This window comes from Mycobacterium rhizamassiliense (assembly GCF_900157375.1).
Taxonomy (GTDB): domain Bacteria; phylum Actinomycetota; class Actinomycetes; order Mycobacteriales; family Mycobacteriaceae; genus Mycobacterium; species Mycobacterium rhizamassiliense.
Map to the genome: position 1 here is coordinate 3,133,381 of NZ_LT721901.1, position 26,164 is coordinate 3,159,544.

The 26,164-nt window shown below is 68.3% G+C and carries 26 protein-coding genes and 1 tRNA gene; 19 read left to right on the plus strand and 8 right to left on the minus strand.

What is annotated here, in order from left to right:
* Window positions 1-60: 60 nt before the first annotated feature.
* Together MRAB57_RS15390 and MRAB57_RS15395 are read left to right on the plus strand one after the other, a co-directional pair.
* Window positions 61-1,560 carry a trypsin-like peptidase domain-containing protein gene (locus tag MRAB57_RS15390; RefSeq protein WP_077088114.1) on the plus strand — a complete coding sequence of 500 codons (1,500 nt, stop codon included), beginning with the start codon at window positions 61-63 and terminating at the stop codon, window positions 1,558-1,560.
* Window positions 1,560-2,105: a MogA/MoaB family molybdenum cofactor biosynthesis protein gene (locus MRAB57_RS15395; RefSeq protein WP_077088115.1), complete on the plus strand. Its 546-nt coding sequence runs from the start codon at window positions 1,560-1,562 to the stop codon at window positions 2,103-2,105. Before MRAB57_RS15390 ends, MRAB57_RS15395 begins: the two co-directional genes overlap by 1 nt.
* A gap of 14 nt (window positions 2,106-2,119) precedes the next feature.
* On the opposite strand, the gene mscL is transcribed toward MRAB57_RS15395, so the two are convergent.
* From mscL to MRAB57_RS15415, 4 genes are all read right to left on the minus strand, one after another.
* Complete coding sequence (mscL, locus tag MRAB57_RS15400) at window positions 2,120-2,575, minus strand: large-conductance mechanosensitive channel protein MscL (RefSeq protein ID WP_077088116.1); 456 nt, start codon at window positions 2,573-2,575, stop codon at window positions 2,120-2,122.
* Window positions 2,576-2,641: 66 nt separating this feature from the next.
* Window positions 2,642-3,322: an SAF domain-containing protein gene (locus tag MRAB57_RS15405; RefSeq protein WP_077088117.1), complete on the minus strand. Its 681-nt coding sequence runs from the start codon at window positions 3,320-3,322 to the stop codon at window positions 2,642-2,644.
* 65 nt (window positions 3,323-3,387) lie between these two features.
* The gene (locus tag MRAB57_RS15410) at window positions 3,388-3,726 is read right to left on the minus strand and encodes an FmdB family zinc ribbon protein (RefSeq protein WP_077088118.1); all 339 of its coding nucleotides are present in this window, start codon (window positions 3,724-3,726) and stop codon (window positions 3,388-3,390) included.
* Between the two features lie 73 nt (window positions 3,727-3,799).
* On the minus strand, window positions 3,800-4,399 hold the full coding sequence (locus MRAB57_RS15415; RefSeq protein ID WP_077088119.1) for a 5-formyltetrahydrofolate cyclo-ligase: 600 nt from the start codon (window positions 4,397-4,399) through the stop codon (window positions 3,800-3,802).
* A gap of 76 nt (window positions 4,400-4,475) precedes the next feature.
* Here MRAB57_RS15415 and MRAB57_RS15420 point away from each other — a divergent pair, with 76 nt between their 5' ends.
* The 6 genes from MRAB57_RS15420 (at window position 4,476) to MRAB57_RS15445 (ending at window position 10,155) form a co-directional block, all read left to right on the plus strand.
* On the plus strand, window positions 4,476-5,387 hold the full coding sequence (locus tag MRAB57_RS15420; protein ID WP_077088120.1) for a UTP--glucose-1-phosphate uridylyltransferase: 912 nt from the start codon (window positions 4,476-4,478) through the stop codon (window positions 5,385-5,387).
* A 101-nt stretch (window positions 5,388-5,488) separates the two neighbouring features.
* Complete coding sequence (gene glp, locus MRAB57_RS15425; protein WP_077088121.1) at window positions 5,489-6,781, plus strand: molybdotransferase-like divisome protein Glp; 1,293 nt, start codon at window positions 5,489-5,491, stop codon at window positions 6,779-6,781.
* A 21-nt stretch (window positions 6,782-6,802) separates the two neighbouring features.
* Complete coding sequence (locus tag MRAB57_RS15430) at window positions 6,803-7,456, plus strand: GNAT family N-acetyltransferase (protein ID WP_216823772.1); 654 nt, start codon at window positions 6,803-6,805, stop codon at window positions 7,454-7,456.
* 189 nt (window positions 7,457-7,645) lie between these two features.
* Window positions 7,646-8,710 carry a divisome protein SepX/GlpR gene (sepX, locus tag MRAB57_RS15435; protein ID WP_077090612.1) on the plus strand — a complete coding sequence of 355 codons (1,065 nt, stop codon included), beginning with the start codon at window positions 7,646-7,648 and terminating at the stop codon, window positions 8,708-8,710.
* A gap of 44 nt (window positions 8,711-8,754) precedes the next feature.
* Window positions 8,755-8,827: transfer RNA gene (locus MRAB57_RS15440), tRNA-Ala, on the plus strand.
* Between the two features lie 173 nt (window positions 8,828-9,000).
* Window positions 9,001-10,155, plus strand: coding sequence for an LLM class flavin-dependent oxidoreductase (locus tag MRAB57_RS15445; RefSeq protein WP_108637948.1), 1,155 nt, complete (start codon window positions 9,001-9,003; stop codon window positions 10,153-10,155).
* A gap of 59 nt (window positions 10,156-10,214) precedes the next feature.
* On the opposite strand, the gene MRAB57_RS15450 is transcribed toward MRAB57_RS15445, so the two are convergent.
* Complete coding sequence (locus MRAB57_RS15450; protein ID WP_157900615.1) at window positions 10,215-13,313, minus strand: hypothetical protein; 3,099 nt, start codon at window positions 13,311-13,313, stop codon at window positions 10,215-10,217.
* 139 nt (window positions 13,314-13,452) lie between these two features.
* Between MRAB57_RS15450 and MRAB57_RS15455 the strand changes: the two genes are divergently transcribed.
* The 6 genes from MRAB57_RS15455 (at window position 13,453) to MRAB57_RS15480 (ending at window position 18,402) form a co-directional block, all read left to right on the plus strand.
* The gene (locus tag MRAB57_RS15455; RefSeq protein ID WP_077088123.1) at window positions 13,453-14,421 is read left to right on the plus strand and encodes an aldo/keto reductase; all 969 of its coding nucleotides are present in this window, start codon (window positions 13,453-13,455) and stop codon (window positions 14,419-14,421) included.
* Window positions 14,422-14,497: 76 nt separating this feature from the next.
* A complete protein-coding gene (locus tag MRAB57_RS15460; protein ID WP_077090614.1) occupies window positions 14,498-15,460 on the plus strand; it encodes a permease in 963 nt (320 codons plus the stop codon).
* Window positions 15,457-16,179, plus strand: a complete 723-nt coding sequence (locus tag MRAB57_RS15465; RefSeq protein WP_077088124.1) for a TIGR03943 family putative permease subunit — start codon at window positions 15,457-15,459, stop codon at window positions 16,177-16,179. Before MRAB57_RS15460 ends, MRAB57_RS15465 begins: the two co-directional genes overlap by 4 nt.
* Before the next feature lie 60 nt (window positions 16,180-16,239).
* Window positions 16,240-17,256 (plus strand): GHMP family kinase ATP-binding protein, encoded by a 1,017-nt coding sequence (locus tag MRAB57_RS15470; RefSeq protein WP_077088125.1) that lies wholly within the window; start codon window positions 16,240-16,242, stop codon window positions 17,254-17,256.
* Window positions 17,244-17,858, plus strand: a complete 615-nt coding sequence (locus MRAB57_RS15475) for a D-sedoheptulose-7-phosphate isomerase (RefSeq protein ID WP_173813938.1) — start codon at window positions 17,244-17,246, stop codon at window positions 17,856-17,858. The genes MRAB57_RS15470 and MRAB57_RS15475 overlap by 13 nt, the downstream gene beginning before the upstream one ends.
* 1 nt (window position 17,859) lies before the next feature.
* Window positions 17,860-18,402 (plus strand): D-glycero-alpha-D-manno-heptose-1,7-bisphosphate 7-phosphatase, encoded by a 543-nt coding sequence (locus MRAB57_RS15480; RefSeq protein WP_077088127.1) that lies wholly within the window; start codon window positions 17,860-17,862, stop codon window positions 18,400-18,402.
* Here MRAB57_RS15480 and MRAB57_RS15485 read toward each other — a convergent pair.
* Window positions 18,389-19,156 carry a WecB/TagA/CpsF family glycosyltransferase gene (locus tag MRAB57_RS15485; RefSeq protein ID WP_077088128.1) on the minus strand — a complete coding sequence of 256 codons (768 nt, stop codon included), beginning with the start codon at window positions 19,154-19,156 and terminating at the stop codon, window positions 18,389-18,391. The genes MRAB57_RS15480 and MRAB57_RS15485 overlap by 14 nt on opposite strands.
* Window positions 19,157-19,350: 194 nt before the next feature.
* On the opposite strand from MRAB57_RS15485, the gene MRAB57_RS15490 reads away from it, so the two are divergent.
* From MRAB57_RS15490 to MRAB57_RS15500, 3 genes are read left to right on the plus strand one after another with little or no spacing between them, the layout of a single operon-like run.
* On the plus strand, window positions 19,351-20,301 hold the full coding sequence (locus MRAB57_RS15490) for a GNAT family N-acetyltransferase (protein ID WP_108638091.1): 951 nt from the start codon (window positions 19,351-19,353) through the stop codon (window positions 20,299-20,301).
* Window positions 20,302-20,328: 27 nt separating this feature from the next.
* Window positions 20,329-21,000 (plus strand): DUF5642 family protein, encoded by a 672-nt coding sequence (locus tag MRAB57_RS15495; RefSeq protein ID WP_077088129.1) that lies wholly within the window; start codon window positions 20,329-20,331, stop codon window positions 20,998-21,000.
* Window positions 21,001-21,027: 27 nt separating this feature from the next.
* Complete coding sequence (locus MRAB57_RS15500) at window positions 21,028-21,684, plus strand: DUF5642 family protein (protein ID WP_077088130.1); 657 nt, start codon at window positions 21,028-21,030, stop codon at window positions 21,682-21,684.
* An 8-nt stretch (window positions 21,685-21,692) separates the two neighbouring features.
* On the opposite strand, the gene MRAB57_RS15505 is transcribed toward MRAB57_RS15500, so the two are convergent.
* The gene (locus tag MRAB57_RS15505) at window positions 21,693-22,310 is read right to left on the minus strand and encodes an alpha-ketoglutarate-dependent dioxygenase AlkB (RefSeq protein ID WP_216823744.1); all 618 of its coding nucleotides are present in this window, start codon (window positions 22,308-22,310) and stop codon (window positions 21,693-21,695) included.
* A gap of 107 nt (window positions 22,311-22,417) precedes the next feature.
* Here MRAB57_RS15505 and arcA point away from each other — a divergent pair, with 107 nt between their 5' ends.
* Window positions 22,418-23,629 carry an arginine deiminase gene (arcA, locus tag MRAB57_RS15510; RefSeq protein ID WP_077088131.1) on the plus strand — a complete coding sequence of 404 codons (1,212 nt, stop codon included), beginning with the start codon at window positions 22,418-22,420 and terminating at the stop codon, window positions 23,627-23,629.
* A gap of 18 nt (window positions 23,630-23,647) precedes the next feature.
* On the opposite strand, the gene MRAB57_RS15515 is transcribed toward arcA, so the two are convergent.
* The gene (locus MRAB57_RS15515) at window positions 23,648-25,213 is read right to left on the minus strand and encodes a dolichyl-phosphate-mannose--protein mannosyltransferase (RefSeq protein ID WP_077088132.1); all 1,566 of its coding nucleotides are present in this window, start codon (window positions 25,211-25,213) and stop codon (window positions 23,648-23,650) included.
* A 105-nt stretch (window positions 25,214-25,318) separates the two neighbouring features.
* On the opposite strand from MRAB57_RS15515, the gene rsmI reads away from it, so the two are divergent.
* Complete coding sequence (gene rsmI / locus MRAB57_RS15520) at window positions 25,319-26,158, plus strand: 16S rRNA (cytidine(1402)-2'-O)-methyltransferase (protein WP_077088133.1); 840 nt, start codon at window positions 25,319-25,321, stop codon at window positions 26,156-26,158.
* The last annotated feature ends 6 nt before the right edge of the window (window positions 26,159-26,164 follow it).

The window sequence follows — 26,164 nt, forward strand, 5'->3', positions numbered from 1 at the left end:
AGCCAAGTCGAGCCGACACCACGTTGAAGTACCGAAGTAGAGGAAGAGCGACTTAGCGACATGACGAATGACCCGAGGTATTCGCCACCGCCGCAGCAGCCGGGATACCGCAATGCGCCTAACCAGCCTGCGCCGCCCGCCTACTCCCAGGGGCACCAGCCGTACAACCAGCCATACGACTGGCGCTACCCGCCGTCCCAGCAGCCGACGCAGTCGACGCCGACGAATCAGTACCGGCGGCCCTTCGAGCCGTTCGGCGGTACCGGCCCGATAGGCGGCGGCACCGGCCCGGGTCCGATCCCCGGTGGCCCCGGCCCGGGTCCGATCCCCGGCGGTACCGGCACCGGTCCGATCCCCGGCATGTACCCACCGCCCGTGCGTGAAAAGCGTTCGCGCGCAGGGCTATTGACCGCGGGCGCGATCGCGATCGCGGTGGTGTCCGCCGGTATCGGCGGCGCGGCGGCGACGGTTGTCGAGCTGGGTACGCACGCCGCCGGCGCCAACGGCGGCCGGGTGATCGGGGCCGCCCCCAGCGTCCCGGCGGCCAACATGCCCCCGGGCAGCGTCGAGCAGGTCGCGTCCAAGGTGGTGCCCAGCGTGGTCATGCTGGAGACCGACATCGGCCGCGCGTCCGAAGAGGGCTCCGGCGTCGTCCTGTCGGCCGACGGCCTGATCCTGACCAACAACCACGTCGTCGCCGCGGCCGCTCCGCAGAAGGCTCCGCCGCCCGGTGCGCCCAGCGCCCCGCCTCCACCCGGCGGACCCGGCGGACCCGGCGGCCCCGGCGGACCGGCACCCAAGACGACCGTGACGTTCTCCGACGGCCGCACCGCACCCTTCACCGTCGTCGGCGCGGACCCCACCAGCGACATCGCGGTGATTCGCGTGCAGGGCGTCAGCGGGCTCACACCCATCTCCTTGGGCTCCTCGTCCGACCTGAAGGTCGGGCAGCCGGTGGTGGCGATCGGGTCGCCGCTGGGCCTGTCGGGCACCGTGACTACGGGCATCATCAGCGCGCTGAACCGGCCGGTGTCCACCACCGGCGAGTCGGGCAACCAGAACACGGTGCTGGACGCGATCCAGACCGACGCGGCGATCAACCCGGGCAACTCCGGTGGCGCGTTGGTCAACATGAACGGGCAACTGGTGGGCATTAACTCCGCGATCGCCACGTTGGGTGCGGATTCGCCGGACGCCCAAAGCGGTTCGATCGGGTTGGGCTTCGCGATCCCGGTCGACCAGGCCAAGCGCATCGCCGACGAGTTGATCAGCAGCGGCAAGGCGTCGCACGCCTCGCTGGGAGTCCAGGTGACCAGTGACAAGGCGACCCCGGGCGCCAAGGTCGTCGACGTCATTCAGGGCGGCGCGGCCGCAACCGCCGGCGTGCCCAAGAACGTGGTCGTGACCAAGGTCGACGACCGCCCGATCAACAGCGCCGACGCTTTGGTGGCGGCCGTGCGGTCCAAGGCGCCCGGCGACAAGGTGTCGTTGACGTTTGTCGATCCGGGCGGCGGCAGCAGCCGCACCGTGCAGGTCACCCTGGGTAAGGCGGATCAGTGATGAGAGTCGATGAGCCGCTGTCGGAACTCGGATATACGGTTGCACCCATGGAAACGGGTGCGGAACTAGTTGTCGGCCGAGCTCTAGTCGTGGTGGTCGACGATCGCACCGCGCACGGGGACGAGGACCACAGTGGCCCGTTGGTCACCGAGCTGCTGACCGAGGCGGGTTTCGTCGTCGACGGTGTGATCGCGGTCTTGGCCGATGAGGTCGAGATCCGCAATGCTCTGAACACCGCGGTGATCGGTGGCGTGGACCTGGTGGTGTCGGTCGGCGGGACGGGAGTCACGCCGCGCGACGTCACGCCCGAGGCGACCGTCGACATCCTGGACCGCGAGATCCTCGGGATCGCCGAGGCCATCCGCGCCTCCGGGCTGTCCGCGGGAATCATCGACGCCGGGTTGTCGCGCGGTCTGGCGGGCGTGTCCGGCAGCACGCTGGTGGTCAACCTTGCCGGTTCCCGCTACGCGGTGCGCGACGGGATGGCGACGCTGAATCCGCTTGCGGCCCATATCATCGGGCAGTTGTCCAGCCTCGAGATCTGATTCGGCCCGGGTCGTTACGACTCGGCGTCCGCGCGCGGTCCGTGTTCCGGCGGGGGTGTGGTGCCCGCCGCGCCGTGTCGGCCCGGGGAGTCGCCGTCGGTTTGCGCCAGCAGGTCCCGGATCTCGGTGAGCAAGACGATTTGGGCGTCGTCGGCCTGCTCGACCTCGCCCTGCTTGCGCAGCCTGTTGTAGGGCAGCACGACCAGGAAGTAGACCACCGCGGCGACGAGGATGAAGTTGATCGCGGCCGACACGACAACGTTCAGGTCGATCGTCTGGCCGCCCCCGATGCCGATCTTCAGGATGCCGACGTCGGACTTCTGGTTGACGCCGATCCGATTGATCAACGGCGTGATGATGCTGTCGGTGAACTTGGTGACCAATGCCGTGAATGCGGTACCGATGACCACCGCGACGGACAGATCGACGATGTTGCCGCGGGAGAGAAACTCTTTGAACCCCTTGAGCATCCGGATGTCCTTTCTGGGCTGGCGAGAGTTTGCTGCATCCCCCGTCTGAAAACCGCGGCCAGGAACTCAGTGCAGGGTAAGGGTCACCCGCTGGCCCAACACCGAGCCTGCCACCGTGTTCGCCACGCGAGCCGGCAGCGCAACCAACACTACGCGGTCACCGTCGGCGGCCTGGACTTTCTGCTTGGCCGACACGAGGACCACTACCGCGTCGGTCGCCACCACCTTGCTGACGGGTTGCTTGCCGGGTTCGGTCTCGGCGGCCGGCGCGGCCAGCACGTCGACGACGTCGCCGACACGGACGAGGTCGACCAGCGCGCCGTCCGCCAGATGCAGCGGCACGATGCGCGCGCCCGGCCCGGCGTTGGATCCGACCGCTGCCTCGGCCAGGCGGCTGTTCAGCAGCCGGACGTCGGTGAGTACCTCGCCGCGGCGCGCCGGGCCGGCCAGCGTCGAACCGACCACCGTGGCCAAGTCGGCCGCGGAACCGTCGGGAAGCGTTGTCGCCAAGCGTCTTTCGAGGTGGACATCGTCGGGGGAGAGGGCGGCGCCGGGGGCTAAGTCGCGGGTGGCCACCACGACGTCGGCGCGGTCACCGTCGGGGTTCGAGCGCAGCGCGGCGACGGCGGCCAGCAGGACAAGCGCGCCCGCGGCCACGCGGCGGGCCAGCACGGTACGGGTCCAGTCCGGCCGCAGCAGCGCCGCCACCCGGCTGAATGTCGTTGGATTCAGCGATGGTTCCCCCACGGCGCAACCGTAGGCGCCGACAGCCGCGGACGATGGCGGTCAATCAGTGGGGTGTGGATAACCGGCTAGCTGGGGGTGGAGGCTGCCGACGCGGTGGAGCTGCTGCTCGACTTCTCGCTCGACGCGGACTTGTCGCTGGAGCTGGAGCTCTCGCTGCTGCTCGACTTCTCGCTGGAACCGGAGTCCTTGCTCGACGAGCCGTTGGACGAGCTCGACTTCTTGCCGGACTCGCGGCTGTCGGTGCGGTAGAAGCCGCTGCCCTTGAACACGACGCCGACGGAGTTGAAGAGCTTGCGCAGCCGGCCCGAGCACTTCTCGCACGTGGTCAGGGTGTCGTCGGTGAACGACTGCACCACGTCGAAGCGGTTGTCGCACTCAGTGCACGCGTAGCTGTAGGTCGGCACGAAAAACCTCCGTGAAATAAGCCTTGTTAGCACTCTACCGTGCCCGAGTGCCAAAACGATCAGAGAAGTGCTCTCATTCCCCCGCGCTGGGCGGCACGGCGATCATCCCACGCCGCGGCGTGACCGCGTGCGTCATCGGCACATCGTGCGGGTCCGCCGGTAACTCGTCGAAGAACTCCTCGTCGCGGACCACCGCGACCAGCCGTGCCGACGGGTTCCGCCCGTCCAGCGAGCGGTCGTAGAAGCCGCGACCCCGGCCCAGCCGCACGCCGCGGCGGTCGACCGCCAGCGCAGGCACCACGACGAGGTCGGCCTCGGCCAGCGTCGACTCCGACAGCCAGGGTTCGGGCGGCTCGAGCAGTCCCCATCGACCGCTAACGAGCTCGCCCGGCCGGTACTGGCCCCACCGCAGCCGCATCGGGGTGTCGTCAGATGTCGTGCGTGCCACCGGCAGCAGCACCCGGCCGGCCCGCCGCAGCAACACATCGAGCAGCTCGATCGACCCGGGTTCGGTGCCCACCGGCACGTAGGCGCACACCGTGCTGCCGCTGCTCACCGCCTGCTGGAGGTGGTCGATGAGCATGCGGGCCTCGGCCGCCCGATCGGCGTCGGCAACACCGGCACGCGCGGCCAGCAGCTGTGCGCGCAACGCGGCCTTGGTCGCGGTTGCCATGCGTCAACGATGACAGCACGGGTATTCCGACTGCCATGCACGGTCGGTATCCCGGATGAGCGTTATGGTGTGAACGATGTCACGACCTGAAGACGTACTGATCCCCTACACGGCGATCGTGCCCGCGGCCGGTCTGGGCACGCGTTTCCTCCCGGCGACCAAGACGGTGCCCAAGGAGCTGCTGCCCGTCGTCGACACCCCCGGCATCGAGCTCGTCGCCGCCGAGGCGGCCGCGGCTGGCGCCGAGCGCCTGGTGATCATCACCTCCGAAGGCAAGGACGGCGTCGTCGCCCACTTCGTCGAGGACCTGGTGCTGGAGGGCACGCTGGAAGCCCGCGGCAAGATGGCGATGCTTGCGAAGGTGCGCCGCGCGCCGGCCCTCATCAAGGTCGAGTCGGTGGTGCAGGCCGAGCCGCTGGGGCTGGGCCACGCCATCAGCTGCGTGGAGCCCACGCTGGCGCCGGACGAGGACGCCGTCATGGTGCTGCTGCCCGACGACCTGGTGCTGCCGACCGGCGTGCTCGAGGCGATGGCGAAGGTGCGCGCCCAGTACGGCGGCACGGTGTTGTGCGCCATCGAGGTAGCGCCCGAAGAGATCAGTGCCTACGGCGTTTTCGACGTCGACGCGATCGACGGCGGCCACCCGGACGTGCTGAAGGTCAAGGGCATGGTCGAAAAGCCGAAGGCCGAGGACGCCCCGTCGATGTACGCCGCGGCGGGCCGCTATGTGCTGGACCGGTGCGTCTTCGACGCGCTGCGCCGCATCGACCGTGGGGCCGGCGGGGAAGTTCAGCTGACCGACGCGATCGCGCTGCTGATCAAAGAGGGCCACCCGGTGCATGTCGTCGTGCATCACGGATCTCGACACGACTTGGGAAATCCCGGCGGCTACCTCAAGGCTGCGGTTGACTTTGCATTGGATCGTGACGACTATGGCCCGGATTTGCGGCGATGGTTGGTGGCGCGATTGGGCCTGACCGAGCAGTAGCCGGGCACCGCACAAATCGGGCGACGACGGTCCCGTGACAAGTGGACGGTCGAGCTCAGTGCGCCCGACCCACGAGTGTTCGAGGGCAGGAAGGCGCGGTTGTGCGTTCGGTTGAGGAGCAGCAGGCCCGGATAACGGCCGCCGCGGTGGCCCCGCGGCCGATGCGGGTGGCCATTGCCGAGGCACAGGGGTTGATGTGCGCCGAGGAGGTCGTGACCGAACGGCCGCTGCCCGGTTTCGACCAGGCCGCGATCGACGGCTACGCGGTCCGCAGCGTCGACGTGCTGGGTGTCGGCGAGGCGAGCGGCGAGCCCGTCTACGACGAAGCCGGCGAACCGATCATCGACGAGGACGCCAGCGACGGGTTGGTCCTGCCGGTGATGGGCATCATCGAAGCCGGTACGCGCACCCCCAGCCGGCTGCAGCCGCGGCAGGCCGCGCGCGTGCAGACCGGGGCCCCGCTGCCGACGCTGGCCGATGCGGTGCTGCCGCTGAAGTGGACCGACGGCGGAACGTCGAAGGTGCGGATCCTGCGCGGCGCGCCGTCGGGCGCGTACGTCCGTCGCGCCGGGGACGACGTCCAGCCGGGCGACGTCGCCGTGCGGTCCGGGACCATCATCGGCGCCGCCCAGGTCGGGCTGCTTGCCGCGGTCGGCCGGGAACGGGTGCTGGTGCATCCGCGGCCGCGGGTGTCGATCATGGCCATCGGCGGTGAGCTGGTTGACATTTCGCGTACCCCGGGCAACGGGCAGGTCTACGACGTCAACTCCTACGCACTGGCCGCGGCAGCCCGCGACGCCGGCGCGGAGGTCAACCGCATCGGCATCGTCCCCAGTAACCCGCAGGAGTTCGGCGAAATCGTCCAGGGCCAGATCAATCGCGCCGAGGTCGTGGTGATCGCCGGCGGCGTCGGTGGCGCGGCCGCCGAGGCGGTCCGCGGCGTGCTGTCCGAGCTGGGCGAGATGGAGGTCGTGCGGGTGGGCATGCACCCCGGGTCCGTCCAAGGATTCGGGCAGCTGGGGCGCGACGGCGTCCCGACCTTCCTGCTGCCGGCCAACCCGGTCAGCGCGTTGGTGGTCTTCGAGGTGATGGTCCGCCCGCTGATCCGGCTGTCGCTGGGCAAGCGTCAGCCGCTGCGTCGCATCGTGCAGGCCCGCACGCTCTCTCCGATCACGTCGGTCGTCGGCCGTAAGGGCTACCTGCGCGGCCAGCTGATGCGCGACCAGGACAGCGGTGAGTATTTGGTGCAGGCGCTCGGCGGAGCGCCCGGCGCGTCGTCGCACCTGCTGGCGACGCTCGCCGAGGCGAACTGCCTGGTTGTGGTTCCCAGTGGGGCGGAGCAGATTCGAACGGGTGAGATCGTCGACGTCGCCTTCCTGGCCCAGCGCGGCTGAACGACACCGTTGCGCACCCCGGTGAACTTCCTGCGCTCCAATTCCCGGCATCCGGGTTGGCCGATGTCGGTTGGGCCGCTGCGGGTCGCGGCGGGCGTGGTCCGGCTGCGGGCGGTGCGGATGCGCGACGGGGCGCGGTGGAGCCGGACTCGGTTGGCCGACCGCGCACACCTCGAGCCGTGGGAACCCAGTTCCGAGGGCGACTGGACGATGCGGCACTCGCCCGCGGCCTGGCCGGCGCTGTGCTCCGGGCTGCGCGCCGAGGCCCGCAGCGGCCGCATGCTGCCCTATGTGATCGAGCTCGACGGCCACTTCTGCGGCCAGCTGACCATCGGCAACGTCACCCACGGGGCGTTGCGGTCGGCGTGGATCGGCTACTGGGTCGCCAGCTCGGCGACCGGCGGTGGGGTGGCGACCGGCGCCCTGGCGCTGGGGCTCGACCATTGCTTCGGGGCGGTCCGGTTGCACCGGGTTGAGGCCACCGTGCGCCCGGAGAACGCGGCCAGCCGGCGGGTGTTGGCGAAGGTCGGCTTCCGCGAGGAGGGCCTGCTGCGCCGTTACCTCGAGGTCGACCGGGCCTGGCGCGACCACCTATTGGTGGCCATCACCGCCGAAGAGGTCTACGGATCGGTGGCGTCGACGCTGGTACGCACCGGCCACGCCACCTGGGTCTGACCGCAAACTCCCTGCTACAACCCGCCGGTGTAGGCAAATCGAAATAAATATGTGGCTAACGTGACATATGTGGCGTGTGATGCTTGATTGAGGCAAATTACAGGTGTGTAATTGCGCTGGTCACAGGTTCCCGCCGCGCAGGCCATCGATAGACCTCGCGGGGATCTCGACCAGAAGGAGCAGGTCATCATGCCAAGCATCCCGCAGTCATTGTTGTGGATCTCGTTAGTGGTGCTCTGGCTGTTCGTGCTGGTGCCGATGCTGATCAGCAAGCGCGACGCGGTGCGACGGACCAGCGATGTCGCGTTGGCCAGCCGGGTGCTCAACGGCGGCGCGGGTGCGCGCTTGCTCAAGCGCAGCGGTCCCGCGTCGGGCCACCGCAGCGATCCGGACTGGACGCCGGAGGAGGACTCGGCCGACGACGAGCTGGACGACGACACCGATCAGATCCACGCCGAGGCAGACGAAGACCGGGACACCGAAGAACAGCCGGCGCGCCCAGTCGTGATGCGTTTTGCCGTCGCCGAGGAGACCGAGCCCGACTACCTGGACGTGGACGTCGTCGAGGATTCGGCGGCCCTGCCGGCCGGCGTCAGCGCCGTGGTGCCCGAGGCCATCGGTGAAGCCGTGGTGCCCGAGGCCATCGGTGAAGAGGCCGACGAGGCCGACGAAGACGAGGACGAAGACGAGCACGACGACGAGCTGGCCGATTTGGCCCACCTTGCCGACCGCTACGAGTACATCGAGGACTCGTCCGGTCTGGAGCCCGAGGACGAGGACGACGCCAACACGAACGCGTTCGTCGCGGCCCGATCCCGGCGACGGCGATTCGACCCGACGCACGCCGCCGCCATCAGTGCAAAGAAATACGCCGCCCGCAGGCGCGTGCTGATGGTGATGGCCGTGATTCTTGTCGGCACCGCGACAACAGCATTCGAGATCACCCCGACCGCCTGGTGGGTGTGCGGCGGTGCCACCGCCGTCACCCTGCTCTATCTCGGCTACCTGCGCCGGCAGACCCGGATCGAGGAAAAGGTTCGCCGCCGCCGGACGCAGCGGATGGCTCGTGCGCGGCTCGGCGTGGAGAACGCGCGCGACCGCGAGTACGACGTGGTGCCGTCGCGGCTGCGGCGCCCGGGCGCGGTGGTGCTCGAGATCGACGACGAGGACCCGATGTTCGAGCACCTCGAGTACGCGATCCCGCAGCAGAACTACGGCTGGTCCAGGGAGCTGCCGCGGGCCGTCGGCCAGTAGCGCGTAATCGTCTGTCGCCGGAACTGGTAGCCTGCTAGCGATCAGGGGCTATAGCGCAGTTGGTAGCGCGTCTCGTTCGCATCGAGAAGGTCAGGGGTTCGATTCCCCTTAGCTCCACAGAGTTTGAGCAAGCGCGGTGGCGCCGGTCAGTCGGGCGCAGCGCGAATAGTCATCCAGTTACTCGGTGATCAACGCTTCGGTGCGTTGTCTTTCGTCCGCGGCGGTCTAGTGCAATGGGCGCGAACATGCTATGAACGTGAACGTAGATGTAGATTTTTGAGGAGGTCGCCGTGAGGCTGTCGTTCGGAACGTTCATGGCCCCGTATCACCCGGTCCGGGAAAGTCCGCTGACCAGCTACGAGCGCGACCTGGAACTGATCGCGTGGTGTGACCGGTGGGGATTTGACGAGGCCTGGGTCGGTGAGCATCATTCGGCGGCCTGGGAGAACATCGCCGACCCCGCGATGTTTCTGGCGGCGGCGGGGCAGCGGACCCAGCGCATCAAGCTGGGCTCCGGTGTGGTCAGCCTGCCGTATCACCACCCGATGATGGTGGCCGACCGGTTCGTGCAGCTCGACTACCTCACCAACGGTCGCGCGATGCTCGGTGTGGGCCCCGGGGCGCTGATCTCCGATGCCACCATGATGGGCATCGACCCCTCGTCGCAGCGGCCGCGCATGAACGAGGCGCTGGGCGTAATCATGCGGCTGCTCAACGGTGAGGTCGTGACCCATGACAGCGACTGGTTCACCCTGAATGAGGCTCGGCTGCAAATGCTTCCGGTCAACGGCTCGATGCCGATCGCCGTCGCGTCGAGCACGTCGCCGTCGGGCATCACGGCGGCGGGCACCCACGGCGTCGGCGTCCTGTCACTGGGCGCCGGGCTGATCGGCGGCAAAAAGGATTTGGCCGCGCACTGGGCGCTGGGGGAGAAGGCCGCCGCCGAAAGCGGCAAGCAACTTCGCCGCGAGGAATGGCGGCTGGTGATTCGCGCGCACCTCGCCAACACCCGCGAGCAGGCGATCGCCGAGGTGCGAGAAGGTCGCGAAGCCGAGCGCGTCGGCTACTTCAAGCGTGTCGCGGGGCTGAAGAACGACTACACCCTGGAGCAGGAGATCGAGGAAGACGCGGCGATCGTCGGTACGCCCGACGACATGATCGAGGCGCTGCACCGGCTGCAGAAGGCCACCGGTGGCTTCGGCGGATTCCTGGTGCTGGCCGGCGATTGGGCCGACCGCGAGACCACGCTGCGCAGCTATGAATTGATGGGCCGCTACGTGATCCCCGAATTCCGCGGGCATCTGGAAACGCTGCGAGCCAGCTACGACATGGTCGTGTCGAAGAAGAAGGATTACGGCGCACCGGCAATGGCGGCGATCCAAAAGGCCTACGAGGACGCGGGCCAGCAGATGCCCGAAGACCTCAACCCCACCAATTTGCGCTGACGCGGGCCTGGTGCGTCACGGTCTCTAAAAGCATTCTGGGAGAGACGGTCTCGGTCTCCTCACCTTGCCCTAACGTTGTTGGCACACTCCACGGCCTGCACTCCCATGATGCGCCCTAGCTCGGTGTACGCCGCGAACTGGCCCTCGTTGAACCATTGGTCGGACGTGGGGTCGTGAGGAAAGATCTCGTTCGACGCCGCGTAGGTCAGCAGCCACTGGGGGCACTCCCGCGTCAGCACCGCTTTAACGAAGATCAGCAACCCGCGCCGCTCCGCATCGTCCGCCAGGCCTGAGGCCTCCGGATAGGTTATGCGGCCGACCGCAACCGTCCTCTTAGCAAGCCGGCTGTTCAGGCTGTAGAAAGCGTCGTCTTTCTCGAACGGCTTGCCGGAGCCCGGCGTGAGGTCGCTCAACGGGTATCTGGTGAACCGGTCGAACGTAATCGTAACGCCCAGTTCGTATTCGGCTAACCGCAGGGCGTCGCCCAGTCCGCTCGCCAATGGCGGGGTGTCGCCCCCGCCGTCGACGCAGAAGATCAACCGGCTGCGACGGCGCAGTGCCTCGACCAATCCGAGGTTTTCGTAGTGGCCGCCGTCGGTGACCTGCACCAGCCGCGCGTCGCTGTAGTTAAGTCCGAAGAGCTCGCGGTAGTAGTAGCCGGCGCCGCGAACGTAGGGCAGCGATCTCGGCCAGGGCCGTGTGTTGTCCTTCGGGTCGAAGCACCCGTCCTTTTCGGCAGCCGCGAGGTTGGTGACGAACTTTGGATTGGGCAGCCAAGTACCCAGGCGTGCGCCCGAAATGGCGAGCAGCTTTTCGAAGCCCTTCTGGTAGCGGCCCATTGCCGACGCGAACGCGGCGCCGCTGACGGCCACGGCGGTCAAGACCGTCAGATCTCGCTTAAGTCTCGGCGGCGATTGGCAAAATAGCTCGGAGGTGTTCATCCATCCCAGGTCGGGGCCGCCGATGTAATCGTGGCTCAGCACATAGGACACCGCGTTCAGTCCCGGGGCGGGCTTGTCTCTTCCGGTGATGGTCGCGGCTGCCGCAAAAACGAACTGGGGGCCACCTGCGTGGACGTAACCGACTTCGCTGAACCACGTGTATTTGTTGCGGTGGTAGGCCTTAGCGCGTCGGTGGCCAGCCTTTCCGACGCGTAGCACGGCGAATGTCTCGCCTAATCGGTAGCGGTAAAACGGATTCAAGCTGAGCGACGCGACATCGACCGAGCTGATCCACGCCAGTGTCACCAGCAGTAGTACCGGCAGCCACCACGAGGAGATCGGCATCGTGCGCACGGTGTTCTCTACTCCATCGAGGGTGGCGTGCCGGAAAACGTTCGCGGCGAAGCAGCCCAGTGTGATCAGCCACGCGACCAGCAGGACCGCGAAGGTCAGCATCACCAGGATCAAGGCGACGACACCTGGGGGGAGCAGCCGCTTCAGCGACGAAAGCTTTGACGCCTCTTTCGCCAAGGCCTGGCGGTCTTTCCAGACCATCGCGGCAATCGCCGCCACGTAGTTCAGGCCAACCAACCCCGAGACTGCTACTGCGGCACCGCCTTGGTGGCCGGGGGTGTGCTCCCCCAGTTTCGAGCAAAGACGCATCAGGGCGGGCAAGCCAACGACAACCGCCAGTACCAGCAGCATGAACACCACGCTGCCTTGCGCGAGGCTCTGCAACCAAAGTTTGAAACGCTCGCTGCATCTCCTCCATGACACAAGCTCGACAAGCATTGCCGCGCTGGTGAAGAACACGGCGCAGAAGGCGAAGACACCGACGGCCCACCACGACGCGGAATGCGCTGTCAGACACAGGAGATACTGGGGGTGCGTGCGTATGAACGCGATGTCGACTTTCGGATTCGGTACAGGGACGATCTCCGCGAAGGAGAAGAAGGGGCGCGACAGCAGGTATCCGAGCACCGAACCCAACACTGCGGGCAGTGTGAAGAGGATGGCCATCGAGGCAATTAAGTTCTTCAGGACGACGATCAACGCTAGGAGTAACTCTCCGGGCGAATCCGCGATATAGCTTGAATTCCTCCGGAAATGATCGAACTCGGGTGAGCCCTCCTCGAAACGTTCGGACAGCAAGGGGTTCTCACGGTCCTGTGTGGCGAGCAGGCGCGCCCCGGCGGTGTAACCGCCACCGGATACGGATATCACGTAGTCCACGGCGTCAATGAGCTTGGCATCTTCCTTGCGGTCGCCGAACCGCTCTCGGATTTTTGTCGACAGGTTGATCGGTTTTGCCTTCGAAAACTCCTGCAGCACCCCCATCGCGATGCAGGCTGAGCGCACGCCGCCGCCCGACAAGCAGATGGCTTGGACCCCGTCGCCTGCTCGGTCGTCTCTGACGTCCATAGCACCGGGCACGTTAAATGCCTTGGCCCAGCTCAATTCGTCGTCGCTTTCGGGTCCACGCGAAGCCTGTCGATCGTTGGCAGTTGCGGGCTGTGCCGGAGCGGTCGCATGCGGCACCGGTTTCAGTACATCTTTCCACCACGTGGCGCTGGTCGGGTCCGGGCAGTCGGTTCCGATCTTTTCTGGGGCGCAGGATCTGAATCGGGCCACCAGCGCGCCGATGCCCCGCCGGAGCACCCGCCCCGGCCACGCCAGTGCGGGGACGCGGGCCCGTAGCCATCGCCATCGCGCCGCGAATGCCCGCAAGCAAATCCCTACCGTTGCGAAGACACCGCCGGCGGCCGGCAGCAGTGCGCACCACTTGACGATCCAAGCGGTCGCAGCGGCTGTCATGGTCAACTCCGTCGGATGCCGTTGAGACAATGCACAATTGAGAAGTGCATACGTGACGACGTCCGCGAGAACGGCGATGCCAACCGCCGCCGCGACGTATTTAGCCGACTGCCGGCCAAACGCGGAAATAGCCCACAGCAAGAAGATCAGGGCGAATCCGCCCAACACCAAGCCGTAACCGAGGATGAACCAGAGGTCCGTGGATAGCCCGGCCCGAACACGATCGACGACGGCTGAAATGTTGGACCTGTCGCCGAAGAGGTACCTCGCGATAACGGCCTGAGAACCCGGTGGTGGACATGCCTGCGTCGCTATTCGCGTGCCGACCACGACAACGAAAATGGTCGCCACCGTTAGTGTTAGCCGCCGAAAATTCGCTTTTGCTGACTCAGTTTTCGACATGAGGAGCCTCTTTGATCCCAGTCGGTATTCAAGCGCATTGAAATTATGACCGCCGCCGCATGTATGGCAATAGCAATAATGCGGGCAACGTCCGAGCCTCGGCCGACAAGTTAGCCCGGCGTTGTAGTGTCATCCCTTGATGACTACTCGTGAGCTCGGGCGCACCGGCATCCACGTTTCGCCCATTGGGCTGGGCTGCATGCAGTTCTCTGCGGCGGGAATCCTGGCCGGATTCTTTTCGCCGATGCCGCAGCAGGAGGCCGACGTCATCGTCAAGACCGCGCTGGACGGCGGCATCACGCTGTTCGACACCGCCGAGCTGTACGGGCGCGGGGAGTCGGAACGGGCCCTGGCCGCCGGACTGATCCACGCGGGCGTCGCGCCCGGCGGGGCGACCGTGGCGACCAAATGGCGTCCGGTCGGGCGGACGGCCTCCAGCGTCGGCCGCACTATCGGCGACCGGATCGCCGCGCTGAACCCGTTTCCCATTGACCTGCACCAGATTCACTTCGGCTTCGGCGGTCTCTCGCCGGTGCGCAAGCAGGTCGAGGCGATGGCGCAGCTGGTGCAGGCCGGCAAGATTCGTTCGGTCGGCGTCAGCAATTTCACGGCGAAGCAGTTGTCCGCCGCCCATGCCTTGCTAGGCGAGCACGGAATCCCGTTGGCTTCCAACCAGATTCAGATCAACCTGCTGAACCGCAGCGTCGAATTCAACGGCATCCTGGAGACCGCCCAGGGCCTGGGCATCAGCCTGATCGCCTACTCGCCGCTGCGCAGCGGGATGTTGACCGGCAAGTTCCACGACAACCGCGACCTGGCCAAGGCGGTACCCCGGCTGCGCCGTACGGTGCACGGGATCACCGACAAGAACCTCGACCGCACCACGCCACTGATCGACGCCATGCGCGAGATCGCCGGCGCCCACCAGGCGACGCTCAGTCAGGTGGCGCTGGCGTGGCTGATCACCAACTACGGCGACACCGTCATCGCCATCCCGGGCGCCTCCAAACCCCATCACGCCGCCGAGGCCGCGGGAGCGATGAACGTCGCGCTCTCCGCCGACGAGACGCAACGACTCACCGAGCTGTCCAGCGCGGTCCGCAAGTAAGGCCCGCCGCGGCGGGCACAATGGCCGGGTGACTGCAAACGACGGGGCCGCCGCGCGCGGGCTGCGCGTCGGATCGATGGAGATCCTGGTCGTCGGCCTGGTGGCCTTCGCCCTGGCCGGGACATGGCTGCGTACCGTGGTGACCCGCAACGACACGTTGGCCACCGCCGGCACGGTGTTCTGCGGCGTGTTCGTTCAGGCGCTGCCCTTTCTCGGTCTTGGCGTGGTGGTCAGCGGGCTGATCGCGGTGTTCGTCCCGCCCGAGCGGTTGGTGCGCTGGCTGCCGCGCCGCGCCCCGGCGGCGGTGCTGGCCGCGGGCCTCGCGGGTGCCGCGCTGCCCGGCTGCGAGTGCGGCTCGGTGCCCGTGGCGCGGCGGCTGTTCGGGGACGGCGGCGCGATGGGCGCGGCCGCGCTGACGTTCATGCTGGCCGCACCCGCGATCAATCCGGTCGTGGTGGTCGCGACGGCCGTTGCGTTCCCCGGCCAGCCGAAGATGGTGATCGCCCGCGTTGGCGCGTCGCTGCTGACCGCGGTGGTGATGGGCTGGTTGTGGTCGCGGTGGGGCCGCGCCGAATGGATCACCCGCCGGCTGCCCCCGCACGAGTCGCACAGCCCGGGGAACGGGTCGAAGCTGACGGTCTTCTGCGAGGTGGCCCGTCACGACTTCCTGCAAGCCGCAGCGTATTTGGTGGTCGGCGCGGCCGCCGCCGCCGCCCTGCACGTCCTGGTGCCGCCAAAGGTCTTCGAACACGTCGGTGCGCACCTGGTCGTCGGCGTCCTCGTGATGGCGACGCTCGCCGTGGTGTTGGCGGTGTGCTCGGAGGCCGACGCGTTTGTGGCCTCCAGCCTCACCATGGTCCCGCTCGTCCCGCGGCTGGTGTTCATGGTCGTCGGCCCGGCCGTCGACGTGAAGCTGCTGGCGATGCAGTCCGGGATGTTCGGTCGGGGGTTCGCCGCCCGGTTCGCCCCGGCGACGTTCGTCGTCGCCGTCGCGGCGGCGACCGGCGTCGGTGTGCTGCTGCTGGGTGGCCCGCGGTGAGTCGCGAAACCGAGAACACGCTGCTGCTGCTGACCGGGCTGAGCGTCGGGCTGATCTCGATCACCGGCGCGTTCACCCGCTACGTCAAGCCGTCACTGCTGCCGTGGCTGGCGCTGACGGCCGTGCTGCTGATCGGCCTCGCGCTGGCGTCGATCGTCGCCGACATCCGCCGCGGCGGGCCGCGACGAAAAGACGAACACCACGACGACGGGCACGGCCACCGCGGCGGCGTCGTGTGGTTGCTGGTGGTGCCCATCGTCGTGCTGATCTTCGTCACGCCGCCGGCGCTGCGGCCCCAGGCCGCCACCGGCTCGGTGAGTAATGTGTCCAATGACGCTCTGCGCGAGGCATTTCCACCGATCCCCGCAGGCCGGGCGCCGGAGTTGTCGCTGCCCGAGGTGCTGATGCGCGCGGCCAACGACAGCGCCGGATCGCTGAACAACCGGCTGATCACCGTCACCGGCTTCGTCCTCAACGAGGCCGACGGCATCGATCTCGGGCGCATCGTCATCATCTGCTGCGCGGCCGACGCCCAGCTGGCCCGCATCCACCTGCGCGATAACGCCGGCCACGGCGCCTTCAAGTTCACCGACAACACCTGGCTGCGGGTGGAGGGCATCGTGATTCCCGCCGAGCCGCGCCCCCACACGCCGCCGATACCGACGCTGCGGGCCGTCACCGTCACGCCCGTTCCCGCCCCGGCGAACCAGTACGCCTGACCGCGGCAGTGGGCGTAAAAGCCGCCAAAACTGCTGGTGAGCCTGTTAGTGTTGGCGCTCATGGCCAGGCCACGTATCCGCGCGCGTGCGCCGCTGCGGATCTCGTTCGCCGGGGGCGGCACCGACGTACCACCCTTCCCGGAGCTCGAGGGCGGTTGTGTCCTGTCGGCGACCATCGACCGCTACGCCTACGGATCCCTCACCCCGCGAACCGATCGCAGGGTGAGCATCGAGTCGGTGGACTTCAAGACCACCCACGAGATGACCCTCGACAGCGAGATCCTCTACGACGGCAGCCTCGACCTGATCAAGGCCGCCGTTCGGCGGTTCGGCCGGGACGGCACCGACGGCTACGACCTGGTGCTGCGTTCGAGCGCGCCGCCCGGGTCGGGGCTGGGCTCGTCGTCGACGATGATGGTCGCGCTCACCGGCCTGCTCGCCGAGCACTACCGGGCGCCGATGGGGGAGTACGAGACCGCGCAGCTGGCCTGCACCATCGAGCGTGAGGACCTCGGCATCGCCGGCGGCATGCAGGACATGTACGCGGCGACGTTCGGCGGCTTCAACTTCATCGAGTTCACCGACCGGGTGATCGTCAACCCGCTGCGCGTGCGCGACCAGATCGCCTTCGAGCTCGAGCTCAGCCTGCTGCTCTGCTACACGGGCATCACCCGGGACTCCGCGCGCGTGATCGAGGACCAAACACGCCGCGCGACAATAGGTGCCGACGACACGCTGGCCGGGCTGCGCGCGCAGAAGGAACTGGCGGTGGCGATGAAGGCCGCGCTGCTGACGGGCAAGCTGAACGATTTCGGTGCCCTGCTGGGCGAGGCGTGGATCCAGAAGAAGCGCATGTCGCCTTACATCACCAACGAGCGCATCGACGAGCTCTACGAACTCGCCCAGCGCAACGGCGCACTCGGCGGCAAGATCACCGGCGCCGGGGGCGGCGGCTACATCCTGCTGTTCTGCGACTTCACCAAGAAGCACCGCCTGATCGAAGCGCTGGAGGGCGCCGGCGCCTCGATCACCGAATTCGCTTTTGAGAGCAAGGGATTGACCACATGGCAGGCATGAGCACGTCGGACGTCATCGAGCCGAGCGTGGAGACTGTCCAGGCCCGGCTGGCGGACACCATCGCCGTCAAGCAGCAGATGCAGTCGGGGGAATTCGCCGCGCAGACCGTCGAGGTGGCACGGGCGATGATCACCGCCCTGCGCGCCGACGGGAAGGTGATCTTCTTCGGCAATGGCGGTTCGGCGCAGGACGCGGGGCATCTGGCCGCAGAGCTGATGGGGCGCTTCGCCTTTGACCGCCCGGGGCTGGCCGCGATCAGCCTGCCCGACGCCACCGCGGCGATCACGGCGATCGGCAACGACTACTCCTACGACGAGGTGTTCGCCCGCCAGGTGCTGGCCGCGGGCCGCCCGGGCGACGTCGTGGTCGGGCTGACCACCTCGGGCAATTCGCCCAATGTCGTTCGCGCGCTGGAGGCCGCGGGCCAGGCCGGGATGACGACCGTGACGCTCACCGGCGCCCGCGGCGGCAAGGTCGCCGAGGTGGCCCAGATCTGCATCCGGGTGCCAAGCGCCGACACCGGACGGATCCAAGAGGCGTGCCTGCACCTGGGCCACACCATCTGCGAAATGGTCGAGGCCGCGCTGTTTGCCCGCCCGTAGCATGGACCTGCGCAACGTCCGCACCGTCTTCCTGGACCGGGACGGGACGATCAATGTCAAAGCCGCTGAGGGCGAATATATCCGAGCGCCACAGGATTTGGTGATGCTGCCCGGCGCGGCCAAAGCGGTGGCCGCCCTCAACGCGGCCGGCGTGCGCACGATCCTGGTGACCAACCAACGCTGGTTGTCGACGCCGTCGGCCGATCCGGCGCGCTTCGCCGCCGTTCAGCAGCGGTTGGACGAACTGCTGGCCGATGAAGGCGCCCACCTCGACGCGGCCTACCACTGCCCGCACGCGGTCGACAGCTGTGACTGCCGAAAACCGTTGGCCGGCATGTTGTTCCGCGCAGCGCAGGAGCACGGCCTGGATCTGTCCGAGTCGGTCATGATCGGCGACAGCGAGTCCGACGTGCTGGCGGGCCGGGCGGCCGGCGCGGCGACCATCCTGCTGCGTACCGGTGCGGCGCCCGCGGCCGCCGGCGCCGACGTGGTGGTCGACGACCTCGCCGCCGCGGTGCGGCTGATCGTTCCTAGCGTCGGGTAAACCGTTGCGCGACTGAGCGAATCACCAACGCCAGCGCGAACGGGAGGTCGTCGCGCAAATAGCGTCGGGCCAGTCGCCGCGGCTCGAGCAGCAGCCGGTGCACCCACTCGAGTCCCAGCCGCTGCATCACACCGGGCGCCCGCCGGACCACGCCCGCGGTCATCGCGATGCCGCCGCCGCAGGCCAGGCACCAGGCGTCGGGCAGCTCCCGGCGCAGCAGTTCGATCAGCCGTTCCTGCCGCGGGAAGCCCAGGCCGACGAAGACCAGATCGGGTGCGGCGGCGACGACGGCCGACACCGCCCGCCGCGTCCCGTCGGGCGTGCTGTCGAAGCCGAACTCCGGCGACAGGGTGCCGGCGATGCGCAGGGCGGCGCATCGCGCGCCGAGCGCCTGCGCGGCGCTGTCCGGGATGCCTTCGGCGCCGCCGAGGATGTAGACCGACTTGCCGTCGGCGGCGGCCGCTGCGCTCAGCGGCAGGATCAGCGACGAGCCGGCCACGCGCTGGGGCAGCGTCTCGCCCTTGAGCCGCGCCGCCCACACCAGGGGCATCCCGTCGGCGACGACCAACGAACCCCGGGTGATCAGGTCGGCCAGCTCGGTGTCGCGGGTCGCCGCGCGGGCCACATCGATGTTCACCGGGATGATCGATCCGCCCTGCCCGGCCGCCCAGGCCTTGCGCACGCCCTCGACGACCTCGTCCTCGGTCACCGCGTCGAACCAGAGATCGCCCACCCGGATCCTGGTTGGTCGCATGCCTTGGATTCTCACCGGATTGCCGCCGAAATTTCCACCGAACCTCCGACATTGTTGCTGCGTCGTCGCCAAACGCCATAACCTGAACCGGATCGGACCGCGAGATGGGCCGGGTGCCCGTCGCGGATGGGACGAGAAAACAGGGCGGCGGGTTGGCCGAGTTGATCGCCGGGCGGGCGGAAGAACTCGCCGCGATGGACATCTTCAAGGGATGCCCCATCGAGGACTTGCTGCCGTTGGCGGCCCGCATCCAGCCGCTGCGCGCCGCCCCCGGCCAGGTGCTGATGCAGCAGGGCGAACGCGCGGTGTCGTTCCTGCTGATCTCGTCGGGCACCGCCGAGATCAGACATGCCGACGCGGACGGCGTCGTGTCCATCGGGCACGCGACCAGCGGCGAGATCATCGGGGAGATCGCCCTGCTGCGCGACATCCCGCGGATCGCGACGGTCACCACCTCCGAGCCGCTCACCGGGTGGACGGGCGACAACGACGCCTTCACGCTGCTGGTGCACGTTCCCGGCGTCATGCCGCGCCTGGTGCGCACCGTGCGCCAGCGGCTGGCCGCGTTCGTCACGCCGATCCCGGTGCGAGTGCGCGACGGCACGCTGCTGCTGTTGCGCCCCGTGCTGCCCGGTGACGACGAGCGCGCGGTGCACGGCCACATCCAGTTCTCCAGCGAGACGCTGTATCGGCGGTTCATGACGGCGCGGCTGCCCAGCCCCGCGCTGATGCATTACCTGTCCGAGGTCGACTATGTCGATCACTTCGTCTGGGTGATCACCGACGGCAGCGACCCGGTGGCCGACGCCCGCTTCGTCCGGGACGAGACCGACCCGACGATCGCCGAGATCGCGTTCACCGTCGCCGACGCCTATCAGGGCCGGGGAGTGGGTGCCTTCATGTTCGGCGCACTGTCGATTGCCGCCAAGGCCAACGGCATCGAAAAGTTCACCGCGCGAATGCTTTCCGACAATGTCCCGATGCGCGCCATCATGGACCACTACGGCGCGACATGGCAGCGCGAAGACGTCGGGGTCATCACGACGGTGATCGACGTGCCGCACGGACGCGACCTGGGCATCAAGCGCGACCTGGCCGACGAGATCAAACGCGTCGCCCGCCAGGTCGTCGAGGCGCTCGGCTGATACCGGCATCCCGTGATATCAAAGGGCATGCGGCCGTTCTGGATTGGCGCGGCGCTCGCGGTAGTGGCCACGGCGTGCGGCCACGCGCAGGCACCCCGACCGTCGGCGCACCCGACGACGTCGGCGCACGGCACCGTCGTCAACCCGGCCAACATCAGGCGTGTCGTCCGGGACATGCCGCCCGGTTATGAAAGCATCACCGGCATCCCGAGTGGCGTGTCGCCCCGGGCGATTTGGAGTCGCGACGCCGACGCGACGGCCAAGCCGCAGCAATGCGCCGTCCTGGCCGACCCGGGCAGCGATCGCGATCAGACCGCGCAGGGCGTGTCCGCATCGGGCCCGGGTGGCGTCGTCGACGCGATCGTGGTCTCGTTGCCCGGCCCGGTGGATCTCGACGCCAACGTCGTCGCCGCGTGCGGCCAGTGGAGCATGACCGCCGCACGGACCACGATCGGGGTTCACCTGACCGATCCACCGCGCATCGACGGCGCCGACACCGTCGGGATGGTCAGCGACATCAAGTCATCGGTCGAGTCCGGTGCCGAAATAGATTCGCGCACCTATACATTCGTCGCCTATCTGGGCAACTACTACGCGTTCACGACGCTGACCACCGACCCGGGGTCGGCGCTGCCGGCGTTGCCGCCGCAATTCGCCGCGGATCTACTCGTCAAAACGGTGTCCACGTTGCGCGGATGAGCGCCCGGGTTGGGTAGATTAGCCCCGGTGTCAAGGCTGGCGTTTGCGATCGCATCGGTGTGCGTGCTCGCCGGTTGTTCCTCGGGCACCCAAGCGCCCTCGACGAACGCCGACATCACCAAGCTCGTCGGAGTGAAATCGAGCTTCGGCCCCGACTACAAGGTCGCCGACATCGGTGAACGCGCGATCGATCCCAAGCTGCTGGCCTCCCGCAAGCTGCCCGACGGGCTCAGCTTCGATCCGCCCAACTGCGCGAAAGTGGCGGCGGGGCCGGACAACCCACCGAATCTGAAGGGCAATATGACCGCGGTGTCCGCGGAGGGCAACGGCGTTCGCTACGTCGTCATCGCGATGGAGACCTCCCAACCGCTGCCGGTAAACGACCCGGGGAAGGGCTGCACGAAGGTGGGGTTCTCTGGGGGCGGGATACGGGGTGCCTTCGAGGTGGTCGAGGTCCCGCACATCGACGGCGCCCAGACGCTGGGCGTGCACCGCGTGTTGCAGGCCGCGGCGGCCGGCGGCCCCCTCACCGGCCAGCTCTACGACTACTCGGCCCAATTCGGCGACTATCAGGTGATCGTCATCGCCAATCCGCTTGTCGTTCCTAATCAACCGCCCGCCAAGGTCGACACCGATCGCGCCCGCGACCTCCTGGTCAAGGCGGTCGCCGCGATCCGCGGTTGAGCCGATGCCTAGCGCACGTCGCGCGGCCGGAACTGGATGCTGACGCGCGGGCCCTTGCGGTACGCCGTCTTCGGGACCGCGTGTTCCCAGGTGCGCTGACACGAGCCGCCCATCACCAGCAGATCGCCGTGCGACTGCGGTAGCCGCAACGACGGGCCCCTGAGATTCGGGTCGCGCGGGCGCATCGCGAACGTGCGGGTGGCGCCCAGGCTGACGATCGCCACCATGGTGTCCTCCGAGCTGCTGCGGCCGATGGTGTCGCCGTGCCAGGCGACGCTGTCGGAGCCGTCGCGGTAACAGCACAACCCCACGGTGGTGAAGGGCTCTCCGAGCTCGCCGGCGTAGATGTCGTTGAGCCGCCGCCGCAGCCGGCCCAGCGCGGGGTGGGGTGGCTCTTGCACCGAGAGGTCGTGGAAGCTCACCAGCCGCGGCACGTCGACCACCCGGTCGTACATCTGGCGGCGCTCGTTGCGCCACGGCACTGTCGTCAGCAGCGCGTCGAGCAGGTCCTCCTCGATCGTGGGGTCGCCGGCCAGCCAGCCGGCGCGGATCTCGATGAACGCGCCGTTGCTGAGCTGTCTGCGCTCGGTGTGTTCGAACAGCGAGCCCTGTACCGAGGTCCCCACGGCGCGCAGTCTATCGCACATCTGTTCGAGGAATCGGGACTCGCCGGGCCACCAGCGCGGGTCCGCCACGGCGCGACGGTCCGGATCGACGCGGTTACGGTTTAACGGTGGGTGTTATCGAATTGGGCACGAATTCCGAGGTAGGCGCGCTTCGGGTCGCGATCCTGCACCGGCCGGGTGCCGAACTGCGGCGTCTCAATCCGCGCAACAACGACCAGCTGTTGTTCGACGGGCTGCCCTGGGTCGCCCGTGCGCAGGAAGAGCACGACCAGTTCGCCGAGTTGCTCCGTTCGCGCGGGGTGGAAGTGCTGCTGCTGTCGGACCTGCTGACCGAGGCGCTCAACCACAGCGGGGCCGCTCGCATGCAGGGCGTCGCCGCCGCCGTCGACGCGCGCCGGCTCGGCGTGCCGCTGGCGCAGGAGCTCTCGACCTATCTACGGGGTCTGGACCCGGCGAAGCTGGCGCACATCCTGATGGCCGGCATGACGTTCAACGAGCTGCCGCCCGACACCCGGACCGACGTGTCGCTGGTGATTCGGATGCACCACGGCGCGGACTTCGTCATCGACCCGCTGCCGAACCTGGTGTTCACCCGCGACTCGTCGATCTGGATCGGGCCGCGGGTGGTGATCCCGTCGCTGGCGTTGCGGGCCCGGATCCGCGAGGCGTCGCTGACCGACCTGATCTACGCGCACCACCCGCGGTTCACCGGGGTGCGGCGCGCCTACGAATCGCGCACCGCCCCCGTCGAGGGCGGCGACGTGCTGCTGCTCGCGCCGGGCGTGGTCGCCGTCGGCGTGGGCGAGCGGACCACCCCGGCCGGCGCGGAAGCCTTGGCGCGCAGCCTTTTTGACGACGAGCTCGCGCACACGGTGCTAGCCGTGCCGATCGCCCAGCGCCGCGCGCAGATGCACCTGGACACGGTGTGCACGATGGTCGACGTCGACACGGTGGTGATGTACGCCAACATCGTCGAAAAGCTCACGGCCTTCACCATTCAGCGCGCGCACGACGGCGTGTCGATCGGCGACGAGGCCCCGTTTTTGGAAGCCGCCGCCAAGGCGATGGACATCGACAAGCTGCGCCACATCGATACGGGGTTAGATCCCGTCGTCGCCGAGCGCGAGCAGTGGGACGACGGCAACAACACGCTGGCGTTGGCGCCCGGGGTCGTCGTCGCCTACGAGCGCAACGTGCAGACCAACACCCGCCTGCAGGAAGCGGGCATCGAGGTGCTGACCATCGCGGGCTCGGAGTTGGGGACCGGTCGCGGCGGCCCGCGGTGCATGTCGTGTCCCGTGGCCCGCGACGCGCTTTAGTTCTGGGAAAGCGGCAAACTACCGCCAGCTGGGTAGCCAGATCTCCATGTTCCAGGTCTGCTGCGAAATCGGCAGACCGGTGAGCACCGGGAACAGCCAGGCGAAGTTGGTCACCACTAACGCCACATAGGAACTAACCAGGATGAGCCCGAGCGTGCGGCGCTCCCGGCTCTGGCCCGGGCGATACAAGATGTCGCCACAGATCAGCGCGATGGCCATCACCAGGAACGGCGCCATCGTCGCCGCGTAGAAGAAGTACATCTGCCGGTCGATGTCGGCGAACCAGGGCAGCCACCCCGCGCAGTAGCCGACGAGCGCGACGGCGTAGCGCCAGTCCCGCCGGACGACCGATCGCCAAAGCGCGTAGACCAGAACCGGCACCGCCAGCCACCACATCGCCGGCGTCCCGACGAGCATCTCGGCCTTCACGCACGATTGCGCGCCGCACCCACCGACGTTCTGCTGATCGATGGCGTAGAGCACCGGCCGCAACGACATCGGCCAGCTCCACGGCTTGGATTCCCACGGGTGATAGTTGCCGGCCGCATTCGTCAGGCCCGCGTGGAATTGCAGCGCCTTGGCGCTGTAGTGCCACAGCGACCGCAGGGCGTCAGGGAACGGGAAGTCGCTCTGCGGGCCGATTGTCAGGCCGACCTCGTGGCGGTCGATCGCGGTCTCGGAGGCGAACCACGGCGCGTAGCTGGCCAGGTACACCGCGATGGGGATGATGCCCAGCGCGTAACCGGTGGGGATCAGGTCGCGCCGCCAGGTGCCGACCCAGGGCCGCGGCACCTGGTACTGGCGGCGCGCTGCCACGTCGAACGCCAGCGACATCAGGCCGAAGAACACCACGAAGTAAAGGCCGGACCACTTTGTCCCACAAGCCAATCCGAGCAGCACGCCCGCCCCGAACCGCCACCAGCGCACACCCAGCCGCGGACCCCACACCGTCTCGGCGCTGCGGCCCTGCAACAGCGCGATGTGCATTCGCTCGCGGACCTGGTCGCGGTCGACGATCAGCGCGCCGAACGCCGCGACCACGAAGAACGTCAGCAACCCGTCGAGCAGTGCGGTGCGCGCGGCGACAAAGCTGACGCCGTCGCAGATGAGCAGCACCCCGGCGATGGCACCGACCAACGTCGAGCGGCTGATGCGGCGCACGATCCGCATCACCAGCACCACCATGACCACGCCGAGCAGCGCGCCGGTGAACCGCCAACCCACGCCGTTGTAACCGAGGAGCGCCTCGCCGAGCGCGATCAGCTGCTTGCCGACCGGCGGGTGCACCACCAAACCGAACCCGGGGTTGTCTTCCACGCCATGGTTGTTCAGCACCTGCCAGGCCTGCGGCGCGTAATGCTTCTCGTCGAAGATGGGGGTGCCGGCGTCGGTCGGCGAGCCCACGTTGAGGAACCGGGTGATCGTCGCGAGCAGCGTGATGATGCCGGTGACCACCCAGCCGCGCAGCTGATCGGTGGGCCCGAAGTCCGCGATCGGCAGCAGCGGACCGGGGCTGACGACGGGCACGACACGCTCGGCGCCGTTGTCCAGGGCGACGGAGGCTTCGCTGGGCGGGGCAGACATCGGTGTCGATCGTAGGCTGTCCGCCATGACCCGCGTCGGCGACGATGCAGAGCGGGCTTGCGATGTGGGGGTACCTCCCGCTTGCGGGGGAGAGGAGCGGCGCAGATGACCGATGGCCGCCTGTTGCTCGGTGCGACCCCGTTGGGCCAGCCGTCGGACGCCTCGCCGCGGCTGATCAACGCGCTGCGCGACGCCGACGTGGTGGCGGCCGAGGACACCCGGCGGGTCCGCACGCTCGCCGCCGCGCTGGACGTCGTGATCTCGGGCCGCGTGGTCAGCATGTTCGACCAGGTCGAGGCCGCCCGGGTGCCCGCGCTGGTCGACGAGATCAAGGCGGGGGCGACGGTGCTGGTGGTCAGCGACGCCGGGATGCCGCTGATCAGCGACCCCGGCTACCGGATGGTCGCGGCGTGCGTGGCGGCCGGCGTCCCGGTGACGTGCCTGCCCGGGCCGTCGGCGGTGACGACCGCGCTGGCCGTCTCGGGGCTGCCGTCGGAGAAGTTCTGCTTCGAGGGGTTCGCGCCGCGCAAGGGCGCGGCCCGCCGGACCTGGCTGGCGACGCTGGCCGACGAGCGACGCACCTGCGTCTTCTTCGAGTCGCCGCGCCGGTTGGCGGCGTGCCTGCGCGACGCCGTGGATGAGCTCGGCGGCGAGCGCCCCGCGGTCGTCTGCCGGGAGCTGACCAAGGTGCACGAGGAGGTGCTGCGCGGATCGCTCGGCGAGCTGGCGGCCTGGGCGGAAGACGGCGTGCTCGGCGAGATCACCGTCGTGCTGGGCGGCGCGACTCCGCGCACCGACCTGCCGTCGCTGGTCGCGCTGGTCGAGGGCCTGGTCGCCGAGGGGAGTCGCGTCAAGGACGCCTGCGGCGAGGTCGCCGCAGCGCATCCGGGCGTGCGGTCGCGCCAGCTCTACGACGCGGTGCTGCAGTCGCGGCGCGACGGCTAGCCGGCT

Coding starts and splice junctions, on each gene's coding strand:
- MRAB57_RS15390 (WP_077088114.1), top strand. CDS start 61: ATGACGAATGACCCGAGGTATTCGCCACCGCCGCAGCAGCCGGGATAC.
- MRAB57_RS15395 (WP_077088115.1), top strand. CDS start 1,560: ATGAGAGTCGATGAGCCGCTGTCGGAACTCGGATATACGGTTGCACCC.
- mscL (WP_077088116.1), bottom strand. CDS start 2,575: ATGCTCAAGGGGTTCAAAGAGTTTCTCTCCCGCGGCAACATCGTCGAT.
- MRAB57_RS15415 (WP_077088119.1), bottom strand. CDS start 4,399: ATGGCAACCGCGACCAAGGCCGCGTTGCGCGCACAGCTGCTGGCCGCG.
- MRAB57_RS15420 (WP_077088120.1), top strand. CDS start 4,476: ATGTCACGACCTGAAGACGTACTGATCCCCTACACGGCGATCGTGCCC.
- sepX (WP_077090612.1), top strand. CDS start 7,646: ATGCCAAGCATCCCGCAGTCATTGTTGTGGATCTCGTTAGTGGTGCTC.
- MRAB57_RS15450 (WP_157900615.1), bottom strand. CDS start 13,313: ATGTCGAAAACTGAGTCAGCAAAAGCGAATTTTCGGCGGCTAACACTA.
- MRAB57_RS15455 (WP_077088123.1), top strand. CDS start 13,453: ATGACTACTCGTGAGCTCGGGCGCACCGGCATCCACGTTTCGCCCATT.
- MRAB57_RS15460 (WP_077090614.1), top strand. CDS start 14,498: ATGGAGATCCTGGTCGTCGGCCTGGTGGCCTTCGCCCTGGCCGGGACA.
- MRAB57_RS15470 (WP_077088125.1), top strand. CDS start 16,240: ATGGCCAGGCCACGTATCCGCGCGCGTGCGCCGCTGCGGATCTCGTTC.
- MRAB57_RS15475 (WP_173813938.1), top strand. CDS start 17,244: ATGGCAGGCATGAGCACGTCGGACGTCATCGAGCCGAGCGTGGAGACT.
- MRAB57_RS15480 (WP_077088127.1), top strand. CDS start 17,860: ATGGACCTGCGCAACGTCCGCACCGTCTTCCTGGACCGGGACGGGACG.
- MRAB57_RS15485 (WP_077088128.1), bottom strand. CDS start 19,156: ATGCGACCAACCAGGATCCGGGTGGGCGATCTCTGGTTCGACGCGGTG.
- MRAB57_RS15490 (WP_108638091.1), top strand. CDS start 19,351: ATGGACATCTTCAAGGGATGCCCCATCGAGGACTTGCTGCCGTTGGCG.
- MRAB57_RS15495 (WP_077088129.1), top strand. CDS start 20,329: ATGCGGCCGTTCTGGATTGGCGCGGCGCTCGCGGTAGTGGCCACGGCG.
- MRAB57_RS15515 (WP_077088132.1), bottom strand. CDS start 25,213: ATGTCTGCCCCGCCCAGCGAAGCCTCCGTCGCCCTGGACAACGGCGCC.
- rsmI (WP_077088133.1), top strand. CDS start 25,319: ATGACCGATGGCCGCCTGTTGCTCGGTGCGACCCCGTTGGGCCAGCCG.